Raw genomic sequence first — 18130 nt, forward strand, 5'->3', positions numbered from 1 at the left:
ACTAGCAAACTCGACACGAAAAAAATTAAGCAGGTAGTAGTATCCACTTTTTCATTTATCACAACACTCACTATTGGGGGGGTCGTAAATCAGAGCTATAAATGGCTCGTGGTTATTGCCGCTGTCGGAGTTTCAATCTGGCTTTATACCCTTCTTGAAAAGAATCGAATAAGTTATAAAGAGTAGTCGCAGTGACAGCATTTTTAATATGTTTTTTTGGGACAGGGTTAGTTAACTACGCGCTAAAAAAGTTTTGCAGAGTAGGTTTTTGGGCGTCGTGTGCTGATACCAAGAGATTTGCACAATGTTATGGCCACATTTTGCAGTATTTATTTGTTTTTACCTCGATGCTGCTAGCCATGTTGTTCGTAATTTAACGTTCAAATGAACGTACATTGCCAATCGTGCCCCCGAGTTCCAGATATAAAAAAAGACGGTCAAACCGTCTTTTTTCGAATATTTATAGAAGTCTAGCCTTTTTCTACCTGACCAAATTCTAGATCTACCGGTGTAGAACGACCGAAGATAAGTACCGACACTTTTACGCGGCTCTTTTCGTAGTCGACTTCTTCTACCACACCATTGAAGTCTGCAAATGGACCGTCGGTAACGCGAACCACTTCGCCTGGCTCGAACAACGTTTTTGGTCTTGGCTTATCAACGTTTTCTTCAAGACGATTCAAGATAGCATCGGCTTCTTTTTGCGTAATTGGCATTGGGCGATCTGAAGTACCACCAATGAAACCAAGAACACGTGGAACACTTTTAACTAAGTGCCATGAATCTTCGTTCATCGCCATTTCTACCAATACATAACCTGGGTAGAATTTACGCTCAGATTTACGCTTCTGGCCGGCGCGCATTTCAACCACTTCTTCAGTGGGCACCAAAATCTGGCCAAAGTGCTCTTCCATGTTATGCATTTTAATGTATTCAAGCAGCGTTTTCTTAACGCGCGCTTCATACTGAGAATATGCTTGTACTACGTACCATCTTTTCTTTACTTCTTCTTCAGACATACGCTTATGCTCCTATTCCAGTAATAAAGCCAACGACACGAACAATAATGCCGTCTAGACCCCAAAGGATTAGTGCCATTACTAACGTGGCCGCTAATACGATGAGAGTAGTTTGATTTGTTTCTTGACGTGTAGGCCAAACCACCTTGCGCACCTCGGTGCGAGACTCTTTGGCAAAGCTTAAGAACGTGCTACCTTTCTCGGTCGACGCCGCAATAAACCCAGCTAACACTACGACTACTACCGCAGCAATAGCGCGGTATAATACCGAAATTTCACCATATACTGTGTTGGCAGTTACCAAACCAGCAAGCAGGGCGAAAACTACTACCCATTTAAACATGTCCAATGCATTGGACTGATTTTCCGTTTTTTCGCTCATGTCACGATCCTAGCACTACAGCGTCGTCATCACTCACGCACAAAGTACGTAAGCACTAATGTTTGGCAGGGGTGGAGGGACTCGAACCCCCAACCATCGGTTTTGGAGACCGCTGTTCTACCAATTCGAACTACACCCCTGTGGTGTTTTATTTATCTATCAAAATTTACTTACACTGCCCTTGTGAAGTGTGCGTCTTTTCTTAGGAAAATGCGGTATCGCAAGGGAGGGAGGCGTATTATACTTAACCACTTCCAACTTACAAGCGCTTTATCTAGTCCCTTTTCTATCTTCGCATCACTTCACATAAAAAATAGAGGCTTATTCAACACCAATGAAACCACCGGTTTGATGGGCCCATAACTTGGCATAAATGCCTTCTTGCGCGATAAGCTCTGCATGCGTTCCCTGCTCGACTATGGTGCCTTTATCGAGTACGAGAAGCCTATCCATTTGCGCAATCGTTGATAAACGGTGTGCAATGGCAAGTACCGTTTTGCCTTCCATCACTTTATCTAAACACGCTTGAATGGCGGCCTCTACTTCAGAATCTAACGCAGATGTTGCTTCGTCTAAAACTAATACTGGCGCATCTTTCAGTAATACACGCGCAATAGCAACGCGCTGACGTTGGCCGCCAGAGAGCTTAACGCCCCGCTCACCCACATGCGCGTCATAGCCGGTTCTCCCCTCGCTGTCTGTAAGCGTAAGAATAAAGTCGTGTGCTTCTGCTTGTTTGGCTGCGCGAATCATGTCGTCTTCGGTGGCATCGGTCCGGCCGTACAATATGTTGTCTCTTACGGAACGGTGCATGAGCGAGGTATCCTGAGTCACCATGCTAATTTTTGCCCTTAACGTTTCCTGGTCGACCTCGGTAATATCCTGACCATCAATAATGATACGGCCTGATTGCGTGTCGTAGAAACGCATCAGTAAATTCACCAATGTTGACTTGCCAGCGCCGGAACGCCCAACCAGCCCCACCTTTTCTCCCGCTTGTATTGAAAGTTGGAGGTTGCTGAACACATTTATCAACTGGTCGTTTGCACCATGATACGCGAAATTTATATCGTCAAATTGGATAGCGCCGCCACTAACCTTAAGCTGCGAGGCATTCTCTACGTTTTTAACGGCAATAGGCTGCGCGAGTGTATTCATGCCATCTTGAACCGTTCCCAGGTTTTCAAATAAACCAGATACTTCCCACATAACCCAATGCGACATGCCGTTTAAACGAAGACATAAACTAATTGCAATCGCGATATCACCAGGCGTAGCGATGCTTTCAAGCCATAGGAAAATAGACAGCGCACCAACAGCGAAAATAAGGATCGCATTGGCTATTTCCACACAAAATTCTAACACCGTCACCAAGCGCATTTGTGGGTATACCGTTTTTAGGAAGCCATCCATACTCTCTTTTGCGTAATCTGCTTCACGACGGCTGTGTGAAAAAAGTTTTACCGTTGTAATGTTGGTGTAGCTGTCGACAATGCGCCCTGTCATCATAGAACGCGCATCGGCCTGGCGTTGCGAGACAACTTTTAGTTTTGGTACCAGCACACGTAATATCGCTATATACACAAAAAACCAAATAACCAGTGGTAATGCCAAGCGCCAGTCAGTGCTAAAAATAAGCACTACCATCGAAATAAAATACACACTAATGTACACAAGCAAATCGAGTATTTTAGTGACTGTTTCACGCACGGAAAGTGCGGTTTGCATGACTTTAGTCGCTACGCGCCCCGCAAACTCATTGTGAAAAAAGGTGAGGCTTTGCCCCAACAAATAGCGGTGAGCCTGCCACCGTACACGCATAGGATAATTTCCCATTAGTGACTGACGGGAAAAAAGTGAACGCAGTAAAATAAAAAGCGGTATTAAGATAAGCACCGTGCCGCCCATGCCTATCAGTGTCCATTTTTGGTCGTCCAAAAACGTTTCACGGTTTTGCTCAGAGAACCAATCAACCATTTGCCCTAAAAATCCAAAAAGGGCAACTTCTAACATCGCCACAATGGCGCTCAATAATGAGACAGTAAATACTACCCCCCACATACCTTGCGTATAGTATTTACAAAAGGCAACAATCCCCTTAGGGGGTTGTGTAGGTGCACTGTCGGGGAAAGGCTGCGTGAGCCGTTCGAAGAATGAAAACATTAAGCAAACTCGCGTGATTCAGACAATTGGATGTTGAATACGCGATTCTACACTATGTGTTCAATAGATACGTAAAACATCCTTAATGTTCTCAGTTGTTTTTACGAATAGTTATTCCAAAAAGCCGAGTGTAGTGAGTATTTCTTCCACTTTGCTCTGATGCTGTGCCTGCCATTGTTCTAATGTCATTGATGCATCTTTAGTCGCACGCGCCTTTGCAATATCGTAAGCTTCTAGGGCTTGGTGTTGCGGGATTACGGCAATCCCCTCTTCGTCTCCCACAACGATATCGCCTGCTTCTACCCTAACTCCTCCGCACGTAATTGGCTGATTAAGTGGGCTGATACAGCGCTTTGCACCCGGCTTGGGTATGACACCACGCGCAAAGACGGGGAATTGGTTTTCACGGGTTTCAGCTAAATCTCGTATTACACCATCAATAACAAAACCCTTTATTCCCCTTGATTGGGCAATTGCACATACGTTTCCGCCTGCGACAGCAAAAGCATCATCCGCTTCTACTACGATAATATCGCCTGCTTTCGCCCGGTAAATTGCAGCGTGCAGCATAAGATGGTCACCTGGCGCACACTTTACGGTAAATGCGGGCCCAGCTATCCGAGGCATACCACTCCACAACGGCTTTATTCCATAATCAATAAACTGCTCCCGTGGCAAAGCGTCAGCATAATCACAAGGTGATACTTCATCAAAATTGGGCATAGCATTGTCCTTACGCTGATAGCGTTTAATTTATAAAAACTTCAATGTTTACTATAACGAAGTTACCGGTATAAAGTTGTTACAACCTATGTATTTTCACCATAAGTCCTTTTTCTAATGGTGATGGCATGATAAAAATTCATAATAACAGCACGCCGCGTGTTAGCGCACAGGCGTATAACGACAAAAAATAGGAACCGCAATCCATGTTAAAAAATGTATTGAGTTTGAGTGTTGCGCTTGCGCTTACCGCATGTAGCCCACAAAGCACAACAAACGAATCGCAAACGCAGGCTAGCAGCGAGGCTATGCAAAAGCAGGCTATGACGTCAGGCGTAATTAAGGAAAACATGGATTTGTCTGTCGATCCGGGCGACGATTTCTTTCGCTATGTTAATGGTAAGTGGTTAGACAATACCGATATTCCAGCAGATAAATCTAGCTACGGTTCGTTTGTGATCCTTAGAGATGAAGCACAAGATCACGTCATGGATATTATCAAGTCTTCTGCTGAAGGCGACTTTAAAGCAGGAAGCGATGAGCAAAAAGTGGGTGATTTCTATCGCGCTTATATGGACATGGAAACGCGCAACGCACTGGGCACCGCACCATTAACGCCTGAGCTGGAAAAAATCAGCAGCATCGATAACTACTCAGAACTTGCCGCCTATTTTGCTTACGCATCTCGATATGGCTTCGGTACGCCATTTAGTCTTGCGCAATACCCCGATTTAAAGTCACCAAAAGAGTATCTTATTTACACATGGCAAAGTGGTTTAGGGCTACCTGATCGCGATTACTATTTCAAAGACGATGAAGCCTCGCAAAAAATCCGCGACGCTTATGTGGCACATATTGAAAAAATGTTCACCTTGGCTGGGTTTGATGCCCCGGCTGAAAGCGCACAAATGCTTTTCGATTTAGAAACCAAAATTGCGAATATCCACATGTCGAAAGAGGATGCCCGTAATTTTGCAGCTAACTACAATAAACTGACGATAGAAGAACTCAGTGAATTGATGCCTAATTTCGACTGGAGTGCTTTTTTAGGCGCGGCTGAAATGACAAGTCTGTCAAATATCGGCATTTTGCAAAAAGACTTTATGACATCCATTGATGGCATTATCAGTGAAACGTCTCTTGAAGACTGGAAAACGTTCTTGCAATGGGGTTTATTGAATGCGTCGGCCAGCCGCCTAAATGAAGCGCTTGATACCGCCAATTTTGAGTTTTACAGTAAAGTACTGCGCGGTGTTGAAGAACAACAACCACAATGGCGACGTGCGGTAAACCTTGCCAATGCACATGTTGGCGAACTTATTGGAAAAGTGTACGTTAAACAACATTTTCCACCTGAAGCTAAAGATCGCATGATGGAAATGGTCAATAACCTCTTACTTGCCTATAAAGAAAGTATTGAAGAACTTGACTGGATGACAGAAGAAACACGTACTCAAGCCCTTGATAAGCTGTCTAAGTTCACGGTTAAAATTGGTTATCCTGACCAATGGCGTGACTATTCAGCCCTCACCGTTGATGCAAGTAACCTCTTCAACAACATAAAACGCTCAGCTGACGTGTTGTACGCAGAGACACTTAAGAAACAAGGCGGCCCGGTATGGACGCACGAATGGGGTATGACACCGCAAACCGTCAACGCCTACTACAACCCACCATTGAATGAAATTGTATTCCCAGCAGCTATTCTTCAACCACCATTTTTCGATATGAATGCTGAAGATGCCGTGAATTACGGTGGCATTGGCGCGGTTATTGGTCATGAAATTGGCCACGGCTTCGATGACACCGGTTCAACATTTGATGGCGACGGGGTATTGAGAAACTGGTGGAAAGATGAAGACCGTGCAGAATTTGAAGCCCGCACAGGTAACTTGATTCAGCAGTATAATGCCTTTGAAGTATTACCCGATTTGTTTGTTAACGGCGAATATACACTAGGCGAAAACATTGGTGATTTAGGCGGTATTAGCATAGCGCTAAAAGCGTACCACCTTTCGCTTGATGGCGAACAGGCGCCTGAACTAGACGGCTTTACAGGCGATCAACGTGTATTCATCGGTTATGGGCAAGTATGGGCAAGTAAATACCGTGATGAAGCGTTGCGCACGCAAATTCAAACAGATTCTCACTCGCCTACGCAATTCCGTACGAATGGCGCAGTAAGAAATGTTCCAGAGTTCTACCAAGCCTTCGACGTAACGAAAGAAGATGCACTTTACCTGCCGCCAGAAGAGCGCGTTAAAATTTGGTAACAGTGACACGTTAATAAAAAAAGGCGACACTAACCTGTCGCCTTTTTTGTACCCGACAACGAGAACCGTTTATGCCAACGCTAGTCATTGCTTATCTGTTTACCAGTACGCTATACATTGTATTGCTTTCACAGTCCCCCTACCCGTTTCAATGGCTCATCAAAGTGATACCTATTTTACTGCTACTCCTGCCAGCGTCAGGGATACGTCCGCGAAAATTATGCTTTCTGCTTTGTGGCGCTATAGGAGCAAGTGGTAGTGGAGACATCTTATTAGCACTGCCTATTGAACATAGCTTCACGTTAGGTCTAGCGAGCTTTTTCATTGCACATTGTTTATATATCGGGGCATTTTTACTCGTAAAGACGTCGCATGATAACCCACAGCGAAACCCAACACAGGCCAACAAACCGGTGGTATTCCCGGTACTCGCTATTATTGGGTTTGCACTCACAATGGGCATCATTATTTTGCCCCATACAGGCAGCATGTTTATGCCGGTAGCAGCCTACCTATGTATTATTACTGGTTTGGGATTAAGCGCTTTTATGCTGCGAATGCCACGGCTTACCAAGGTTGGTGTAATAAGCTTTTTGCTATCAGATGCCACATTAGCCTATAACCTGTTTAATGGCCCCGTGGCTTTCGCGAGCGTGGTAGTCATGAGCACATATTATTTGGCACAACTACTGATTGTATACGGCTTAGCGAGCCCTCTGTTTTCACGCTTTGCCAAGCGCTAATAACGACTCTACGGCCAATTTGGCGTGGTGTGAAGGGACGAAAATATGATCGTGATAATAGGCAGCAACCACATTCGCGCTTATTCCTGCATGCGTTAACGCAGCACTCATCGCGGCAGTCATACCAACGGCATCTAGGCTTGAATGTACCTTGCAGGTAATGCATTTATAGGCCCCGTCAAATTCTAAGCCTGCCTGCTGCGCTGCGTCTTTTTCTAGAATGAGCGTTATTCCCTCTACCTCTTTAAACATTGCAAGCGCTACATCAACCAAGGTAGAGGTGACCTGATGTGGCGACAGACTTACAAATACATACTCTTCACCACTGATAACCGGCGTGAGATTTTTCAGTAAGTAAGATAAGTCAGTAATGCCGCCCATAATTATCCTTTTTGCTATTTATAACATCTAAAGCTTGCGTGCTCGGACACGTTTGCCTTTAATTTTCCCATCACGGAACAGCGTCATTGCACGTTTCACACTGCGTGTTTTTACCGCAACAAAGCTCTTACTATTTTGAACCGCAATTTTACCTACATCATCACCAGGTATACCCGCATCTTTGGTCAATGCCCCCACTAAATCACCAGGGCGAAGCTTTTCTTTTTTACCCGCACTTAATGAAATGCATGAGAATTCAGGTAGCGTGATGCGATTTTTGTGGAAACGTAAGCCTTGTGCACCTTTTAGCTCTATATCGCTGTCTTGCAACACTTCTATCTTTCTTAAGAAATGCTCTTCCTCTTCACTGACCAAAGTAATAGCGGTGCCATCTGCTCCGGCTCGTGCTGTGCGTCCAATACGGTGAATATGTGTCTCAGGCTCTTCGCTTACGGTATAGTTAATTACCAATGCGATGTCGTCTATATCCAGCCCTCGTGCAGCAACGTCCGTTGCCACTAACACTTGTAACGCATCACTGGCAAATTGCATTAACACTGACGTTCTATCGTGCTGTTCCATATCACCTTGTAGACCGGCAGCACTGAACCCTTCTTCTGCCAATTCTTCTACTACTTCTTGCACTTGTACGCGGCGGTTACAAAACACAATCGCGTTTTTGGGTTGATAGTGTGTTAGCACAGCTTTTAATGCTTGAATGCGCGTATGCGGCAATACGCTAAAGCCAAGTTGCGTTATTGAAGGTTTACTGGCGGTAGACTCGACTTTGCATATCTCTGGAGAGGTCAAAAATTGTTTCGCTACACGCTCAATCTGTTCGGTAAACGTTGCGGAGAACAATAGGGTTTGTATTTTTTTAGGCATGGGAGAGAAAATAACATCTAACGCATCCTCAAAACCCATATCTAACATGCGGTCCGCTTCATCAAGTACACGAAGCTTTACTGCTGATAAATCAAGACGGCGTCGCTCGACATGGTCCATAATGCGGCCAGGTGTACCAACGATAATCTGTGCACCATGCTTCAAAGACTGAATTTGTGGCCCCATAGGTTGCCCACCGCAAAGCGTTAATACTTTTATGTTGCCAATTTGCTTCGCTGCATTTCTGCACTGCTGTGCCACCTGGTCTGCCAACTCTCTGGTTGGACATAAGATAACGACTTGCGTAACAAAACGCGTAGGATCGATAGTTTCTAATGCAGGAATGACAAAACACAGCGTTTTGCCACTTCCTGTTTGTGCTTGCCCTATTATGTCTTTACCGGTTAAGGCAATAGGCAGCGACTGCTGCTGAATAGGTGATAGCGTAAAAATACCTTGTGTATCAAGCGCCTTTACAATAGCCGGTTGAATGTTGAGGTGCTTAATTGTTTCAATTGTCATTACTTTTCCCAAAGGTGCACGACACCATCTTCAATATGGTGTACTACTTGGTGCTGTGAATACACACTGCGACTCCATTCTTCTAACTTTTGCTTGAATGCAGTGTCTTGTTTAATTTTTGCTGATGCGAGTTTAAGTCTCTCTACGACCAACAATGACGTATCTTGTTTAGACAGTGCCAAATAGGCAGTTGTTGTTCGGTAAGGCGCGACAAGCTTTACGGCTTTACATTGTTTTTCAGTACCACTACAGCCAAAATCGATGGCCCCCTGAGAAGCAAAGATGAAGTCTACCTCTCCGTCTAGCAATGCTGACACAACCTCTTGCCAGCTATTGTAGCTGTTTACGCGAAGTTTTGCGTTTTTTGCCGCTTCATAACGATAGTCGTTAGTAAGCACGCCGATGTATTTATCCTTTTCAATGGCGTTAATATCATCGTATCGCGCACCATTAATACCAAAAATACCGTGTAAATTACGTGAAATAGGCGATATCCAATGGAAAATCTGATCTCTTTCGGGCGTCTTCACAATGGAAAAAACTAAAACGTTCGGTTTGTTTTCAGCCTCTTTGGCAATACGCAACCAAGGGGCGAAAAGAATGGTCGATGACATTCCCACATCGTCTAGTAAATCTTTAACAAAATCAGCCGCGATCCCTTTGAGTTCTCCGCGTTCGGTAAGCTCACTAAATAAAGGAACCAAGTCAGAAATTACCCACAAATCAGACATGTCGGCGTTCAAGTTAACACCAAGCCCTAATATTCCGAATTTGAATGTGACGCTTTCCTTCACCGAACGAGCGTCAAAGGACTGTTTATTTTCTTTAAACGCCTCTGACATTTTATATGTTGTCGCAACCTGTGATAGCGCTTCGGCACTATCTTGTAGGTCAGTATTTTTTGACATCGCCGCATAGAGAAGACGCATAGATAGCCCGTCTTTAGACGGCGACATTGAGCAAGTTTGCACATCGTCATCGCAAGGTAATGCAATAAGCGGGGTTATCCAATAATAGTCATTTTCATTTTGCGGCGTACGTACAACGACAGAGACGACGTCAGCGGTACTCGATGTCATGTTAAACGTAATATCTGAATAGCCTGCTAGTGCGGCAATATCTGTCAGTATACGTTTTGAATATTCGCTACCTGACACAGGCAATTCAGCCGACATTACTTGCATGTTTACGGACAACGGTGGACGCTCGTCGGCTTTTACGTCACACGAAAGCGTAACGTAAAAGCACAACAGCAAATATACTAACGAGCTTGGAAAGCGTCTTGTAATTTCCATTGAAGCGTCTGCCCTGCAAAGAACGGAACCATATCGGTACCGTCTGCTAAAGATACATGCTCAGGGACAGTCCATGTTTCCTTGGCGAGCGTAATTGTCGTTGTATTGCGCGGTAACCCATAGAAGTCCGCACCGAAATCACTAGCAAAGCCCTCAAGCTTATCCAGCACACCTAGTTGCTCAAAGACTTCTGCATACAATTCTATCGCCGACCATGCACTATAACAGCCCGCACAGCCGCACGCGTTTTCTTTCTTATGCTTGGCATGGGGTGCAGAGTCGGTGCCTAGGAAAAATTTCTTGTTACCTGAGGCAACCATTTTTCTTAGCGCTTGTTGATGCGTATTGCGCTTTAAAACAGGAAGGCAGTAATTATGCGGACGAACACCACCTACTAGTAAATCGTTTCGATTCAGCAATAAATGCTGTGGTGTAATGGTTGCGCCAACATTATCATTCGCTTCGCTGACAAATGATGCAGCATCGGCCGTCGTAATGTGTTCAAAAACGATTTTCAGTTCAGGGAAAGCCGCTACGATAGGCGCCAGGTGCGTATCAATAAACACCTTTTCTCTGTCGAAAATATCAATATGACTTTCCGTTACCTCTCCGTGAATGAGTAGCAATAGTCCATGCGCCTGCATGGCTTCAAACACCGGATAAAGTGCTTCTATACCTTTCACTGCTGCGTCTGAATTAGTCGTTGCACCCGCTGGGTATAGCTTACACGCAGTGACACCCGCAGCTTTTGCATCCGCAATGTCTTTCGCTGATGTGGTATTGGTAAGAAATAACGTCATTAAAGGCTCAAACGTGCTCCCCTTAGGCCGTGCTGCTTCAATTCTCTGCTTATAGGCAACTGCCATGTCTGCATTGACTACCGGTGGTACCAAATTGGGCATAACAATGGCTCGTTGAAAACAACGGGCAGTGGCAGGAACCGTTTCAGCAAGCATTTCGTTGTCTCGAAAGTGCAAATGCCAATCATCGGGTGTTCTAATCGTGAGAGTTTGCATAGCCTTTAGTCTCTATAATGTTACGTATACTTAAGATTTTTTGGTGTACGCTGCAATAATTACAATTCGGGTACCGTTTACTTTCCCCTCAATGTGCAGAGGATTACTGCTTAAGCTAATGCCACGCACTGGGGTACCTCGCTTCGCAGTAAAATTTGCCCCCTTAACATTGAGGTCTTTGGTTAAATGAACATTATCGCCAGCGTGAAGAGGCGTGCCGTTGCAATCTAAAGTCGCATCTTGTTCGATAAGGCCTGCTTCTGCCCACTGCTTGATATCTTCATCTAAGTACATCATATCAAGTAGGTCTTGGGCCCAACCTTCAGCGCTAAGCTTGTGCAGTAATCGATAACTTAAAACCTGAACTGCAGGTGTAGGAGACCACACCGCGTCATTTAAACAGCGCAAATGTGTGGCATTAAGCTCGTCGCTTCCGGTTATTTGGCCGATACACGTATCGCATGCAAGTACTGCACTTTGAGCGGTTTCATCGGGCGACTCTGGCACAAAAAACACGTCTAAACCGGTTTCACTTTTACACAACTCACACGCATTATTCGCGCGGTTTTTTACACTTTCTTGCAGCACTTAATCTAATTCCATGCACATTTATTAAGCCATAGTATATCATATTTACCGTAAACTATTAGGCTACAACGCACGAAACAAGGTGTCATGTTCAACGCGTTTAGTTAGGGAGGCGATGCGAAACCCAAATCAGTTTATCTGTGTCATAACCATGCTGATTTGCAATGGCTAACAGCTTTTCTCGAACCGCATCAGAAAGTTGCTGTTCGCGCGCTAAAATCCACAGGTAATCCTTATCGGGACCTGTTACAAGCGCGTACTGATACGCTTCTTTGTCTAACGCCATCACCACATAACTGGCGTAAAAGGGGCCAAAGAATGACACTTTCAAGTGTCCCGTAGTGTTATTTTTTACAAAGAACGCTTTGCCTTTTGCCTCATCCCATTCGCCCTCTTCCTTAGAAAATCCGCGATTTACCACGTCAATACCCCCGTCCTCACGCAGGGTATAGGTTGCCGTTACGTTTGACAGCCCCTGTTCAAAACTATGATCTAGTCTCGCAATTTCGTACCACTTTCCTGCGTATTTTTCAGCATCGAAGTTGCCTACGGGAGACACATCTTCAGGTACGCCTGTGCATGCTGTTAATGCCATAAGCGATATTGCACATAAGTAAATAATTCCGTTTTTCATTTTGGTCCTCGCCATTTTTGTTTGTGGTGAAGCCTATTGCGTTTAAGCCTCTATAAATAAATAGAAAACGCTGATAGGCTCTTCGCTATAACTCTTTATTCGTCTTATTTAATGGAGCACACCATGCAATCATATATCCCCCACGCAAGTCATTTAGTCTACGGTTGTATGGGCCTTGGAGGGGGGTGGAACGCATCGCCTGTTAGTCGGGACGATATCCTCCATGCTCATCGTATTGTTGAAGAAGCGTTATCACTAGATATTACCGTATTCGACCACGCCGATATTTACACGTTCGGTAAAGCAGAGCGCGCTTTCGGAACCGCCCTAAAACAAGCCCCGCAATGGCGAGACAACATGGTTTTGCAGTCTAAATGTGCGATACGGTTTGAAGATGATTTAGGACCAAAGCGTTACGACTTTTCCGCACAGTGGATCAATGAATCCGTGGATGGCATTTTGCAACGATTGAATACCGAGCATATAGATATTTTGTTATTGCACCGACCTGACCCCCTTATGGAGCTTGAAGAGGTATCACTCACGTTAGAGTCGCTCATTCAGCAAGGCAAAATCAAGCATGTTGGAGTGTCTAATATGCATTCTCATCAAATCGATTACCTTCAATCGGCGCTTCAGTCGCCCATTATTGTCAATCAACTTGAAATGAGCTTAGGGTTTCGTGATTGGATTGAAGACGGTATGACCACAAACAGCACAGCGAACAGATCAATGGGATATGCGCCTGGCACCCTTGAATACTGCATGAAAAATAATATCCAGCTGCAAGCATGGGGTAGTTTAGCGCAAGGCAAATATACGGGCGCCACATCGCAAAATAACGCAGATAACACTACTATTGAATTGGTGCGCAAACTTGCGAGTGATTATGAAACCACATCTGAAGCGATTGTATTAGCCTGGCTAATGCGTCATCCAGCTAATATTCAGCCTGTACTTGGTACCACCAATGTAGACCGGTTGCGCGCTTGTCAAAAAGCGGTAGATATTACGCTCTCCAGAGAACATTGGTATGCGCTTTTAGAGGCCGCGATGGGACAAGAGGTGCCATAAGCACGCTTTACTTATCAACAACACGTTTTAAACGAGGAGATGTAGATGTTAAATGGGTTCCATCATGTAGCCATAATCTGTAGTAACTATAAGGTATCTAAGCGGTTTTACACCGATATATTAGGGTTTAGTATTATCGATGAGAATTATCGCGCTGACAGGGACTCATATAAATGTGATTTATCGTTACCCGATGGAAGTAGAATAGAGCTGTTTTCTTTCCCTGGCGCCCCGTCTCGCATTTCCAATCCGGAAGCCCAAGGGCTACGGCACCTTGCTTTCAAGGTCGAAAATATTGATAACGTAGTCGCGACATTAGTTGGTCACAACGTGGCGTGTGAAGATATAAGGGTTGACCCTTACACCAATAAACGGTTTACCTTTTTTCAAGACCCCGATGGATTGCCGCTTGAACTTTACGAGCAATAAAAGCTCGATGTCACTTTCGACACACCACTGCGGAACACAAAAAAGCAGGCTAAAGCCTGCTTTTTTTCATGGTTCAATAACGATTAATATTCGCTTGCTTCAATCTCTTCCAACCGCTTTTGGGTTGGATTTTTTAAGTAGTTGTACGTAAGCCCAACAAATAATATTGCTGCAAACACCGTGGCAACCATAAACCCATACTTTGCATCACCGCCATTAGCATCACTCACTACGCCCATAATAAATGGCCCTGCCGCAGCGCCTGCAGCCGTGAAAAACAAAATGACACCGGCAACACTGCCGTGCTGATGTTTAGGAAAACAGCTTATTCCTTTTGAATTAAATGTAGGATATATCACAGACATGAATATGCCTGTTAGCGGAAAGAGATACAGCGCCACCTGTTTACCGCCCCAAAGCCCCAAAGCAAAGCACACAACGATGGCTCCACTAAATAACATAAGTACCAGTGCCCAGTTGAAATGAGACATCATCCAAATACCAACAAACCGTCCTGCTGCGCGCAAAATAAAGAATGCGGTGACCGAGTAAATAGCCAACGTTTGTGTAACGCCCTCGCTGTAACAGTCGTAAGTAGCGCGAAGCGTCGTCGCATCGCACACTAAATAGCTTGGCATCCATACATAAATTGCACTTTCAGCCGCAACGTAAAGAAACGCACCAACAGAAAAACCAAACGCGTAGGGATTCTTTATTAACGCGAGGCTTTTCAGTAACGATACCTTTTCAGCACTTGCGCTAGCGTCCTTCGAATAAGTTGGATATTTAACAAAGAGCGCACCAACAATAAGTACCGTACAGACGCCACCTGCTATCACGTATAGCCACTGCCAAGCCACCCCAACATGTATAAGGTATGCAACAATAAGCGGCCCAATAATGGCACCAACACCAAAGAAGGCTTCAGCGCCATTCATGGTAGATGTATGCTGCTTTGTGGATGTTGAAATATCACCAATAAGGGCCAAAGCGCCGGTTTTGAATATGCCAACCGCAACACCTGACAGCGTCATTAGGCTGACAATAAGTATAAAATCATTGGCGACCATAAAGCTGTAACAGGCAACACCAAAAAGCGCCAAGCCAATAATAATCGTAGGCTTTCGCCCTAACTTGTCCGCTAAGAAACCTAGAAACAACCCAGACAGGGCAATACCCAGCATAGGGAGCGAATGCATTAGACTTGCTTGCGCATTGGTTACCGAAAAAGCGATCTTCACTTCTTTGATAATTTCACCTATCGAGTCTGATGTCATCGCGAACATCATAAACATAAGGTAGGTTAACCAACGTATTACTCTACTGTTTGGTTCTTGATTGGTCATAAATAGTCTCGACAAATGTACATGTTGGCTAACTCATACTGGTATTGCTTAAGCTGAACGGCTTGTTCGACTTAAGACTATAAATACAGATGAAATAAAGTTTGATATTATTTGTAAAATCAACTTAATCGTTTAAGATAAAAGTTAACAGAATTTAAAAACCATGTAAACTTGTTATTTTGTTACGCAGTAATCGAGATACATGGCGAATAAACGTATTCCATACTGGAGTGAAAAATGAATTACGCTGCAAACAGTAGCATTTGCTTAGAGCGCATACTTGAAAGCCTTGATATAAGCGGCCTTACGAAAAGAGATGCGACTATATTTACACGTAGATTGCGCACACATTTCGACGCACTCTTTGAAAAATACACACAAGTCTATGGTCACCAGTATGATTGCTATTTTCATTTACAAAAATTAATTGAAATATTAAGAGACGGTGTAAAAAAACGAAAGCCTGCCTTAAAAAAACTAGACGCTGAGCGCACTAAAACCCCACTTTGGTATCGCGATGAAAGCCAAGTTGGTATGGCATGTTATGTCGACTTAATGGGTCCAACCCTCAAGGATTTACACGACAAAATACCCTATTACCAAGCGTTAGGGGTTACGTATTTACATTTAATGCCTCTATATGACGCACCACAGGGCGACAGCGATGGTGGCTATGCGGTATCGGATTACCGTAAGGTCAACCCGTCGTTAGGCACAATAAAAGATTTAGAGTCACTCGCGACGGCATTGCAAAAAGCGAGCATTGATCTTGTTTTAGACTTTGTATTCAACCATACCTCTGATGAGCATGCGTGGGCTAAGGCGGCGCTTGCGGGTAACCAGCAATACCAAAATTACTACTACCTGTTTGATGATAGAAGCGTACCTGATCAATATGAGCATACCTTGAGAGAGATTTTTCCACAGGTTCGTCGAGGAAGTTTTACCTACAACGAAACTATGGATAAATGGGTATGGACAACGTTTAACAGCTTTCAGTGGGACTTAAATTACAGCAACCCAGAAGTGTTTAATGCCATTACATCAGAGATGCTCTTTTTAGCCAATATCGGCTGTGCAGGTTTGCGCTTAGACGCCCTTGCTTTTATTTGGAAAGCAATGGGAACGAACTGTGAAAACCAAGAGAACGCACACGTCTTAATTCAAGCATTTAATACCTGCCTACAGATCGCAGCGCCTTCTGTCGTATTCAAATCAGAAGCCATTGTACACCCCGATGAAGTCGTTAAGTACATTGGTAAAGACGAATGTCAGCTGTCATACAACCCGCTGCTTATGGCGCTATTGTGGAACAGCCTAGCAACACGAAAAACACGATTGCTAACGCGCTCAATGCAAAAAAGCTTTTCGATATCACAAGATTGTGCATGGGTTAACTATGTGCGATGCCACGATGATATTGGCTGGACGTTTGACGATGCTGTCGCGCAGGAATTGGGAATAAACGGTCATGATCACCGTTTCTTTTTAAATCAATTCTACACAGGACGGTTTGAAGGCAGTTTTGCATCTGGCGTGCCTTTTGCGGAAAATCCAGAAAATGGCGACTGCCGGGTGTGCGGTTCATTAGCTTCGTTATGTGGTCTTGAAAGTGCACTTAACGCTAACGATGAGAAAGGCATAGACGACGCTATTCAGCGTATGCTTTTACTCTACGGTATTACGTTTAGTATTGGCGGCATTCCTTTGCTTTATTCTAGTGATGAATTAGCCAAATTGAATGACTACGACTACCTAAATGACCCCATCAAACTTCATGATGCACGTTGGGTGAATCGAATTGCGGTAACCAACGATGATACCGACTTTGCGTTGTCTGCCGAACGTTCTGCACTTACACTTCAAGAGGATGCGAGTCTTCGAGTGTTCAGAGGGTTGCAGCACATGATCAATATTCGCAAAACACATGCGGTGTTTGGCAATGCACAGACTCATATTGAAGAAAGCGGTAACGACCACTGTTTTGCATTTAGTCGAAAAAATAGTGAAGGAGAAACGCTGTTAGTGATGTGTAACTTTAGTGAACAGGTCCAAATCGTTGACCCTCAGTTGGTAGCTGACAGAAAGTGGCGCGACCTTCTGACAGATACCTCACCCGCTATCAGTGAACATGGCCTTTCACTTAAGCCATTTCAGCAATTATGGTTAAGCCCAACCCCATAAATCGATTTGATGCTGTCGCATTAATACTAATGGGACAGCATTTTTCTTTTAAAGTCTGTGCGTTAAGAAGTATATCGACTAATTAACGTTTTTTCATGTGCACACTCATCTTTACCTACTATACTTACGTATAAGGTTTGTGAATAGACACTCACTCCAAGACCTGCATTAACATTTTCAGATTATTTTAAAAAGTAGATAACGTTTTAATAAGTGGCCACAGGATGTGGATAACAGTCAAAGGATATTAAATGAAGACAGATACGCCGTTAGAATATATGTGCCCCCGATGCGGCTCAGTAAATGATTTTACCCTTCATCCTACGAAAGATATGTACAAAGAGCAGCACCCCTTTTGCCCTTGTTGTGGCGCATCGCTCAGTTTGATCGCCGCAGACGGCGTCAATGGTAGTATAAACCTGATTGTCGATGAGCTTGAAAACGATTTGATTACAAAATAAAAAACCGCCTAT

Annotated in this window: 17 protein-coding genes and 1 tRNA gene; 6 read left to right on the forward strand and 12 right to left on the reverse strand. The window is 44.2% G+C overall.

Annotated elements, in window-relative coordinates; genetic code table 11:
* Positions 1-470: 470 nt before the first annotated feature.
* The 5 genes from nusG to ACOJRU_RS15950 form a co-directional block, all read right to left on the reverse strand.
* A complete protein-coding gene (gene nusG, locus ACOJRU_RS15930; RefSeq protein ID WP_421132702.1) occupies positions 471-1019 on the reverse strand; it encodes a transcription termination/antitermination protein NusG in 549 nt (182 codons plus the stop codon).
* 4 nt (positions 1020-1023) lie between these two features.
* On the reverse strand, positions 1024-1401 hold the full coding sequence (secE, locus tag ACOJRU_RS15935) for a preprotein translocase subunit SecE (protein WP_421132703.1): 378 nt from the start codon (positions 1399-1401) through the stop codon (positions 1024-1026).
* A 63-nt stretch (positions 1402-1464) separates the two neighbouring features.
* Positions 1465-1541 (reverse strand) — tRNA-Trp (locus ACOJRU_RS15940).
* Positions 1542-1722: 181 nt separating this feature from the next.
* Positions 1723-3564, reverse strand: coding sequence for an ABC transporter ATP-binding protein (locus tag ACOJRU_RS15945; protein WP_421132704.1), 1842 nt, complete (start codon positions 3562-3564; stop codon positions 1723-1725).
* Between the two features lie 111 nt (positions 3565-3675).
* Positions 3676-4287 (reverse strand): RraA family protein, encoded by a 612-nt coding sequence (locus ACOJRU_RS15950; RefSeq protein WP_421132705.1) that lies wholly within the window; start codon positions 4285-4287, stop codon positions 3676-3678.
* Between the two features lie 206 nt (positions 4288-4493).
* Between ACOJRU_RS15950 and ACOJRU_RS15955 the strand changes: the two genes are divergently transcribed.
* Both ACOJRU_RS15955 and ACOJRU_RS15960 read left to right on the forward strand, forming a co-directional pair.
* On the forward strand, positions 4494-6560 hold the full coding sequence (locus ACOJRU_RS15955; protein ID WP_421132706.1) for a M13 family metallopeptidase: 2067 nt from the start codon (positions 4494-4496) through the stop codon (positions 6558-6560).
* Positions 6561-6631: 71 nt separating this feature from the next.
* Positions 6632-7303 (forward strand): lysoplasmalogenase, encoded by a 672-nt coding sequence (locus ACOJRU_RS15960; protein ID WP_421132707.1) that lies wholly within the window; start codon positions 6632-6634, stop codon positions 7301-7303.
* On the opposite strand, the gene ACOJRU_RS15965 is transcribed toward ACOJRU_RS15960, so the two are convergent.
* The 6 genes from ACOJRU_RS15965 to ACOJRU_RS15990 form a co-directional block, all read right to left on the reverse strand.
* A complete protein-coding gene (locus ACOJRU_RS15965; RefSeq protein ID WP_421132708.1) occupies positions 7283-7684 on the reverse strand; it encodes an ACT domain-containing protein in 402 nt (133 codons plus the stop codon). The genes ACOJRU_RS15960 and ACOJRU_RS15965 overlap by 21 nt on opposite strands.
* A gap of 27 nt (positions 7685-7711) precedes the next feature.
* A complete protein-coding gene (gene dbpA, locus ACOJRU_RS15970; RefSeq protein WP_421132709.1) occupies positions 7712-9091 on the reverse strand; it encodes an ATP-dependent RNA helicase DbpA in 1380 nt (459 codons plus the stop codon).
* On the reverse strand, positions 9091-10386 hold the full coding sequence (locus tag ACOJRU_RS15975) for a substrate-binding periplasmic protein (RefSeq protein ID WP_421132710.1): 1296 nt from the start codon (positions 10384-10386) through the stop codon (positions 9091-9093). The genes dbpA and ACOJRU_RS15975 overlap by 1 nt, the downstream gene beginning before the upstream one ends.
* Complete coding sequence (pyrC, locus tag ACOJRU_RS15980; RefSeq protein ID WP_421132711.1) at positions 10353-11402, reverse strand: dihydroorotase; 1050 nt, start codon at positions 11400-11402, stop codon at positions 10353-10355. Before pyrC ends, ACOJRU_RS15975 begins: the two co-directional genes overlap by 34 nt.
* A 30-nt stretch (positions 11403-11432) precedes the next feature.
* Positions 11433-11990 (reverse strand): PhnA domain-containing protein, encoded by a 558-nt coding sequence (locus ACOJRU_RS15985; RefSeq protein ID WP_421132712.1) that lies wholly within the window; start codon positions 11988-11990, stop codon positions 11433-11435.
* 100 nt (positions 11991-12090) lie between these two features.
* A complete protein-coding gene (locus tag ACOJRU_RS15990) occupies positions 12091-12624 on the reverse strand; it encodes a lipocalin family protein (RefSeq protein ID WP_421132713.1) in 534 nt (177 codons plus the stop codon).
* A 123-nt stretch (positions 12625-12747) separates the two neighbouring features.
* Here ACOJRU_RS15990 and ACOJRU_RS15995 point away from each other — a divergent pair, with 123 nt between their 5' ends.
* Positions 12748-13698 (forward strand): aldo/keto reductase, encoded by a 951-nt coding sequence (locus tag ACOJRU_RS15995; protein ID WP_421132714.1) that lies wholly within the window; start codon positions 12748-12750, stop codon positions 13696-13698.
* A gap of 45 nt (positions 13699-13743) precedes the next feature.
* Positions 13744-14127, forward strand: coding sequence for a VOC family protein (locus tag ACOJRU_RS16000; protein ID WP_421132715.1), 384 nt, complete (start codon positions 13744-13746; stop codon positions 14125-14127).
* A gap of 83 nt (positions 14128-14210) precedes the next feature.
* Here ACOJRU_RS16000 and ACOJRU_RS16005 read toward each other — a convergent pair whose 3' ends face one another.
* A complete protein-coding gene (locus ACOJRU_RS16005; RefSeq protein ID WP_421134786.1) occupies positions 14211-15422 on the reverse strand; it encodes an MFS transporter in 1212 nt (403 codons plus the stop codon).
* A 288-nt stretch (positions 15423-15710) separates the two neighbouring features.
* Between ACOJRU_RS16005 and ACOJRU_RS16010 the strand changes: the two genes are divergently transcribed.
* Positions 15711-17657 carry an alpha-amylase family glycosyl hydrolase gene (locus tag ACOJRU_RS16010; RefSeq protein WP_421132716.1) on the forward strand — a complete coding sequence of 649 codons (1947 nt, stop codon included), beginning with the start codon at positions 15711-15713 and terminating at the stop codon, positions 17655-17657.
* Positions 17658-17908: 251 nt separating this feature from the next.
* On the forward strand, positions 17909-18118 hold the full coding sequence (locus tag ACOJRU_RS16015) for a hypothetical protein (RefSeq protein ID WP_421132717.1): 210 nt from the start codon (positions 17909-17911) through the stop codon (positions 18116-18118).
* The last annotated feature ends 12 nt before the right edge of the window (positions 18119-18130 follow it).

It is taken from the genome of Alteromonas algae (assembly GCF_049117195.1).
Taxonomy (GTDB): Bacteria; Pseudomonadota; Gammaproteobacteria; order Enterobacterales; family Alteromonadaceae; genus Alteromonas.

What these genes read in the sequence shown, in the direction of transcription:
- nusG (WP_421132702.1), bottom strand. Translation starts at nt 1,019, where the DNA reads ATGTCTGAAGAAGAAGTAAAGAAAAGATGGTACGTAGTACAAGCATAT.
- secE (WP_421132703.1), bottom strand. Translation starts at nt 1,401, where the DNA reads ATGAGCGAAAAAACGGAAAATCAGTCCAATGCATTGGACATGTTTAAA.
- ACOJRU_RS15945 (WP_421132704.1), bottom strand. Translation starts at nt 3,564, where the DNA reads ATGTTTTCATTCTTCGAACGGCTCACGCAGCCTTTCCCCGACAGTGCA.
- ACOJRU_RS15950 (WP_421132705.1), bottom strand. Translation starts at nt 4,287, where the DNA reads ATGCCCAATTTTGATGAAGTATCACCTTGTGATTATGCTGACGCTTTG.
- ACOJRU_RS15955 (WP_421132706.1), top strand. Translation starts at nt 4,494, where the DNA reads ATGTTAAAAAATGTATTGAGTTTGAGTGTTGCGCTTGCGCTTACCGCA.
- ACOJRU_RS15960 (WP_421132707.1), top strand. Translation starts at nt 6,632, where the DNA reads ATGCCAACGCTAGTCATTGCTTATCTGTTTACCAGTACGCTATACATT.
- ACOJRU_RS15965 (WP_421132708.1), bottom strand. Translation starts at nt 7,684, where the DNA reads ATGGGCGGCATTACTGACTTATCTTACTTACTGAAAAATCTCACGCCG.
- dbpA (WP_421132709.1), bottom strand. Translation starts at nt 9,091, where the DNA reads ATGACAATTGAAACAATTAAGCACCTCAACATTCAACCGGCTATTGTA.
- ACOJRU_RS15975 (WP_421132710.1), bottom strand. Translation starts at nt 10,386, where the DNA reads ATGGAAATTACAAGACGCTTTCCAAGCTCGTTAGTATATTTGCTGTTG.
- pyrC (WP_421132711.1), bottom strand. Translation starts at nt 11,402, where the DNA reads ATGCAAACTCTCACGATTAGAACACCCGATGATTGGCATTTGCACTTT.
- ACOJRU_RS15990 (WP_421132713.1), bottom strand. Translation starts at nt 12,624, where the DNA reads ATGAAAAACGGAATTATTTACTTATGTGCAATATCGCTTATGGCATTA.
- ACOJRU_RS15995 (WP_421132714.1), top strand. Translation starts at nt 12,748, where the DNA reads ATGCAATCATATATCCCCCACGCAAGTCATTTAGTCTACGGTTGTATG.
- ACOJRU_RS16000 (WP_421132715.1), top strand. Translation starts at nt 13,744, where the DNA reads ATGTTAAATGGGTTCCATCATGTAGCCATAATCTGTAGTAACTATAAG.
- ACOJRU_RS16005 (WP_421134786.1), bottom strand. Translation starts at nt 15,422, where the DNA reads ATGTTTATGATGTTCGCGATGACATCAGACTCGATAGGTGAAATTATC.
- ACOJRU_RS16010 (WP_421132716.1), top strand. Translation starts at nt 15,711, where the DNA reads ATGAATTACGCTGCAAACAGTAGCATTTGCTTAGAGCGCATACTTGAA.
- ACOJRU_RS16015 (WP_421132717.1), top strand. Translation starts at nt 17,909, where the DNA reads ATGAAGACAGATACGCCGTTAGAATATATGTGCCCCCGATGCGGCTCA.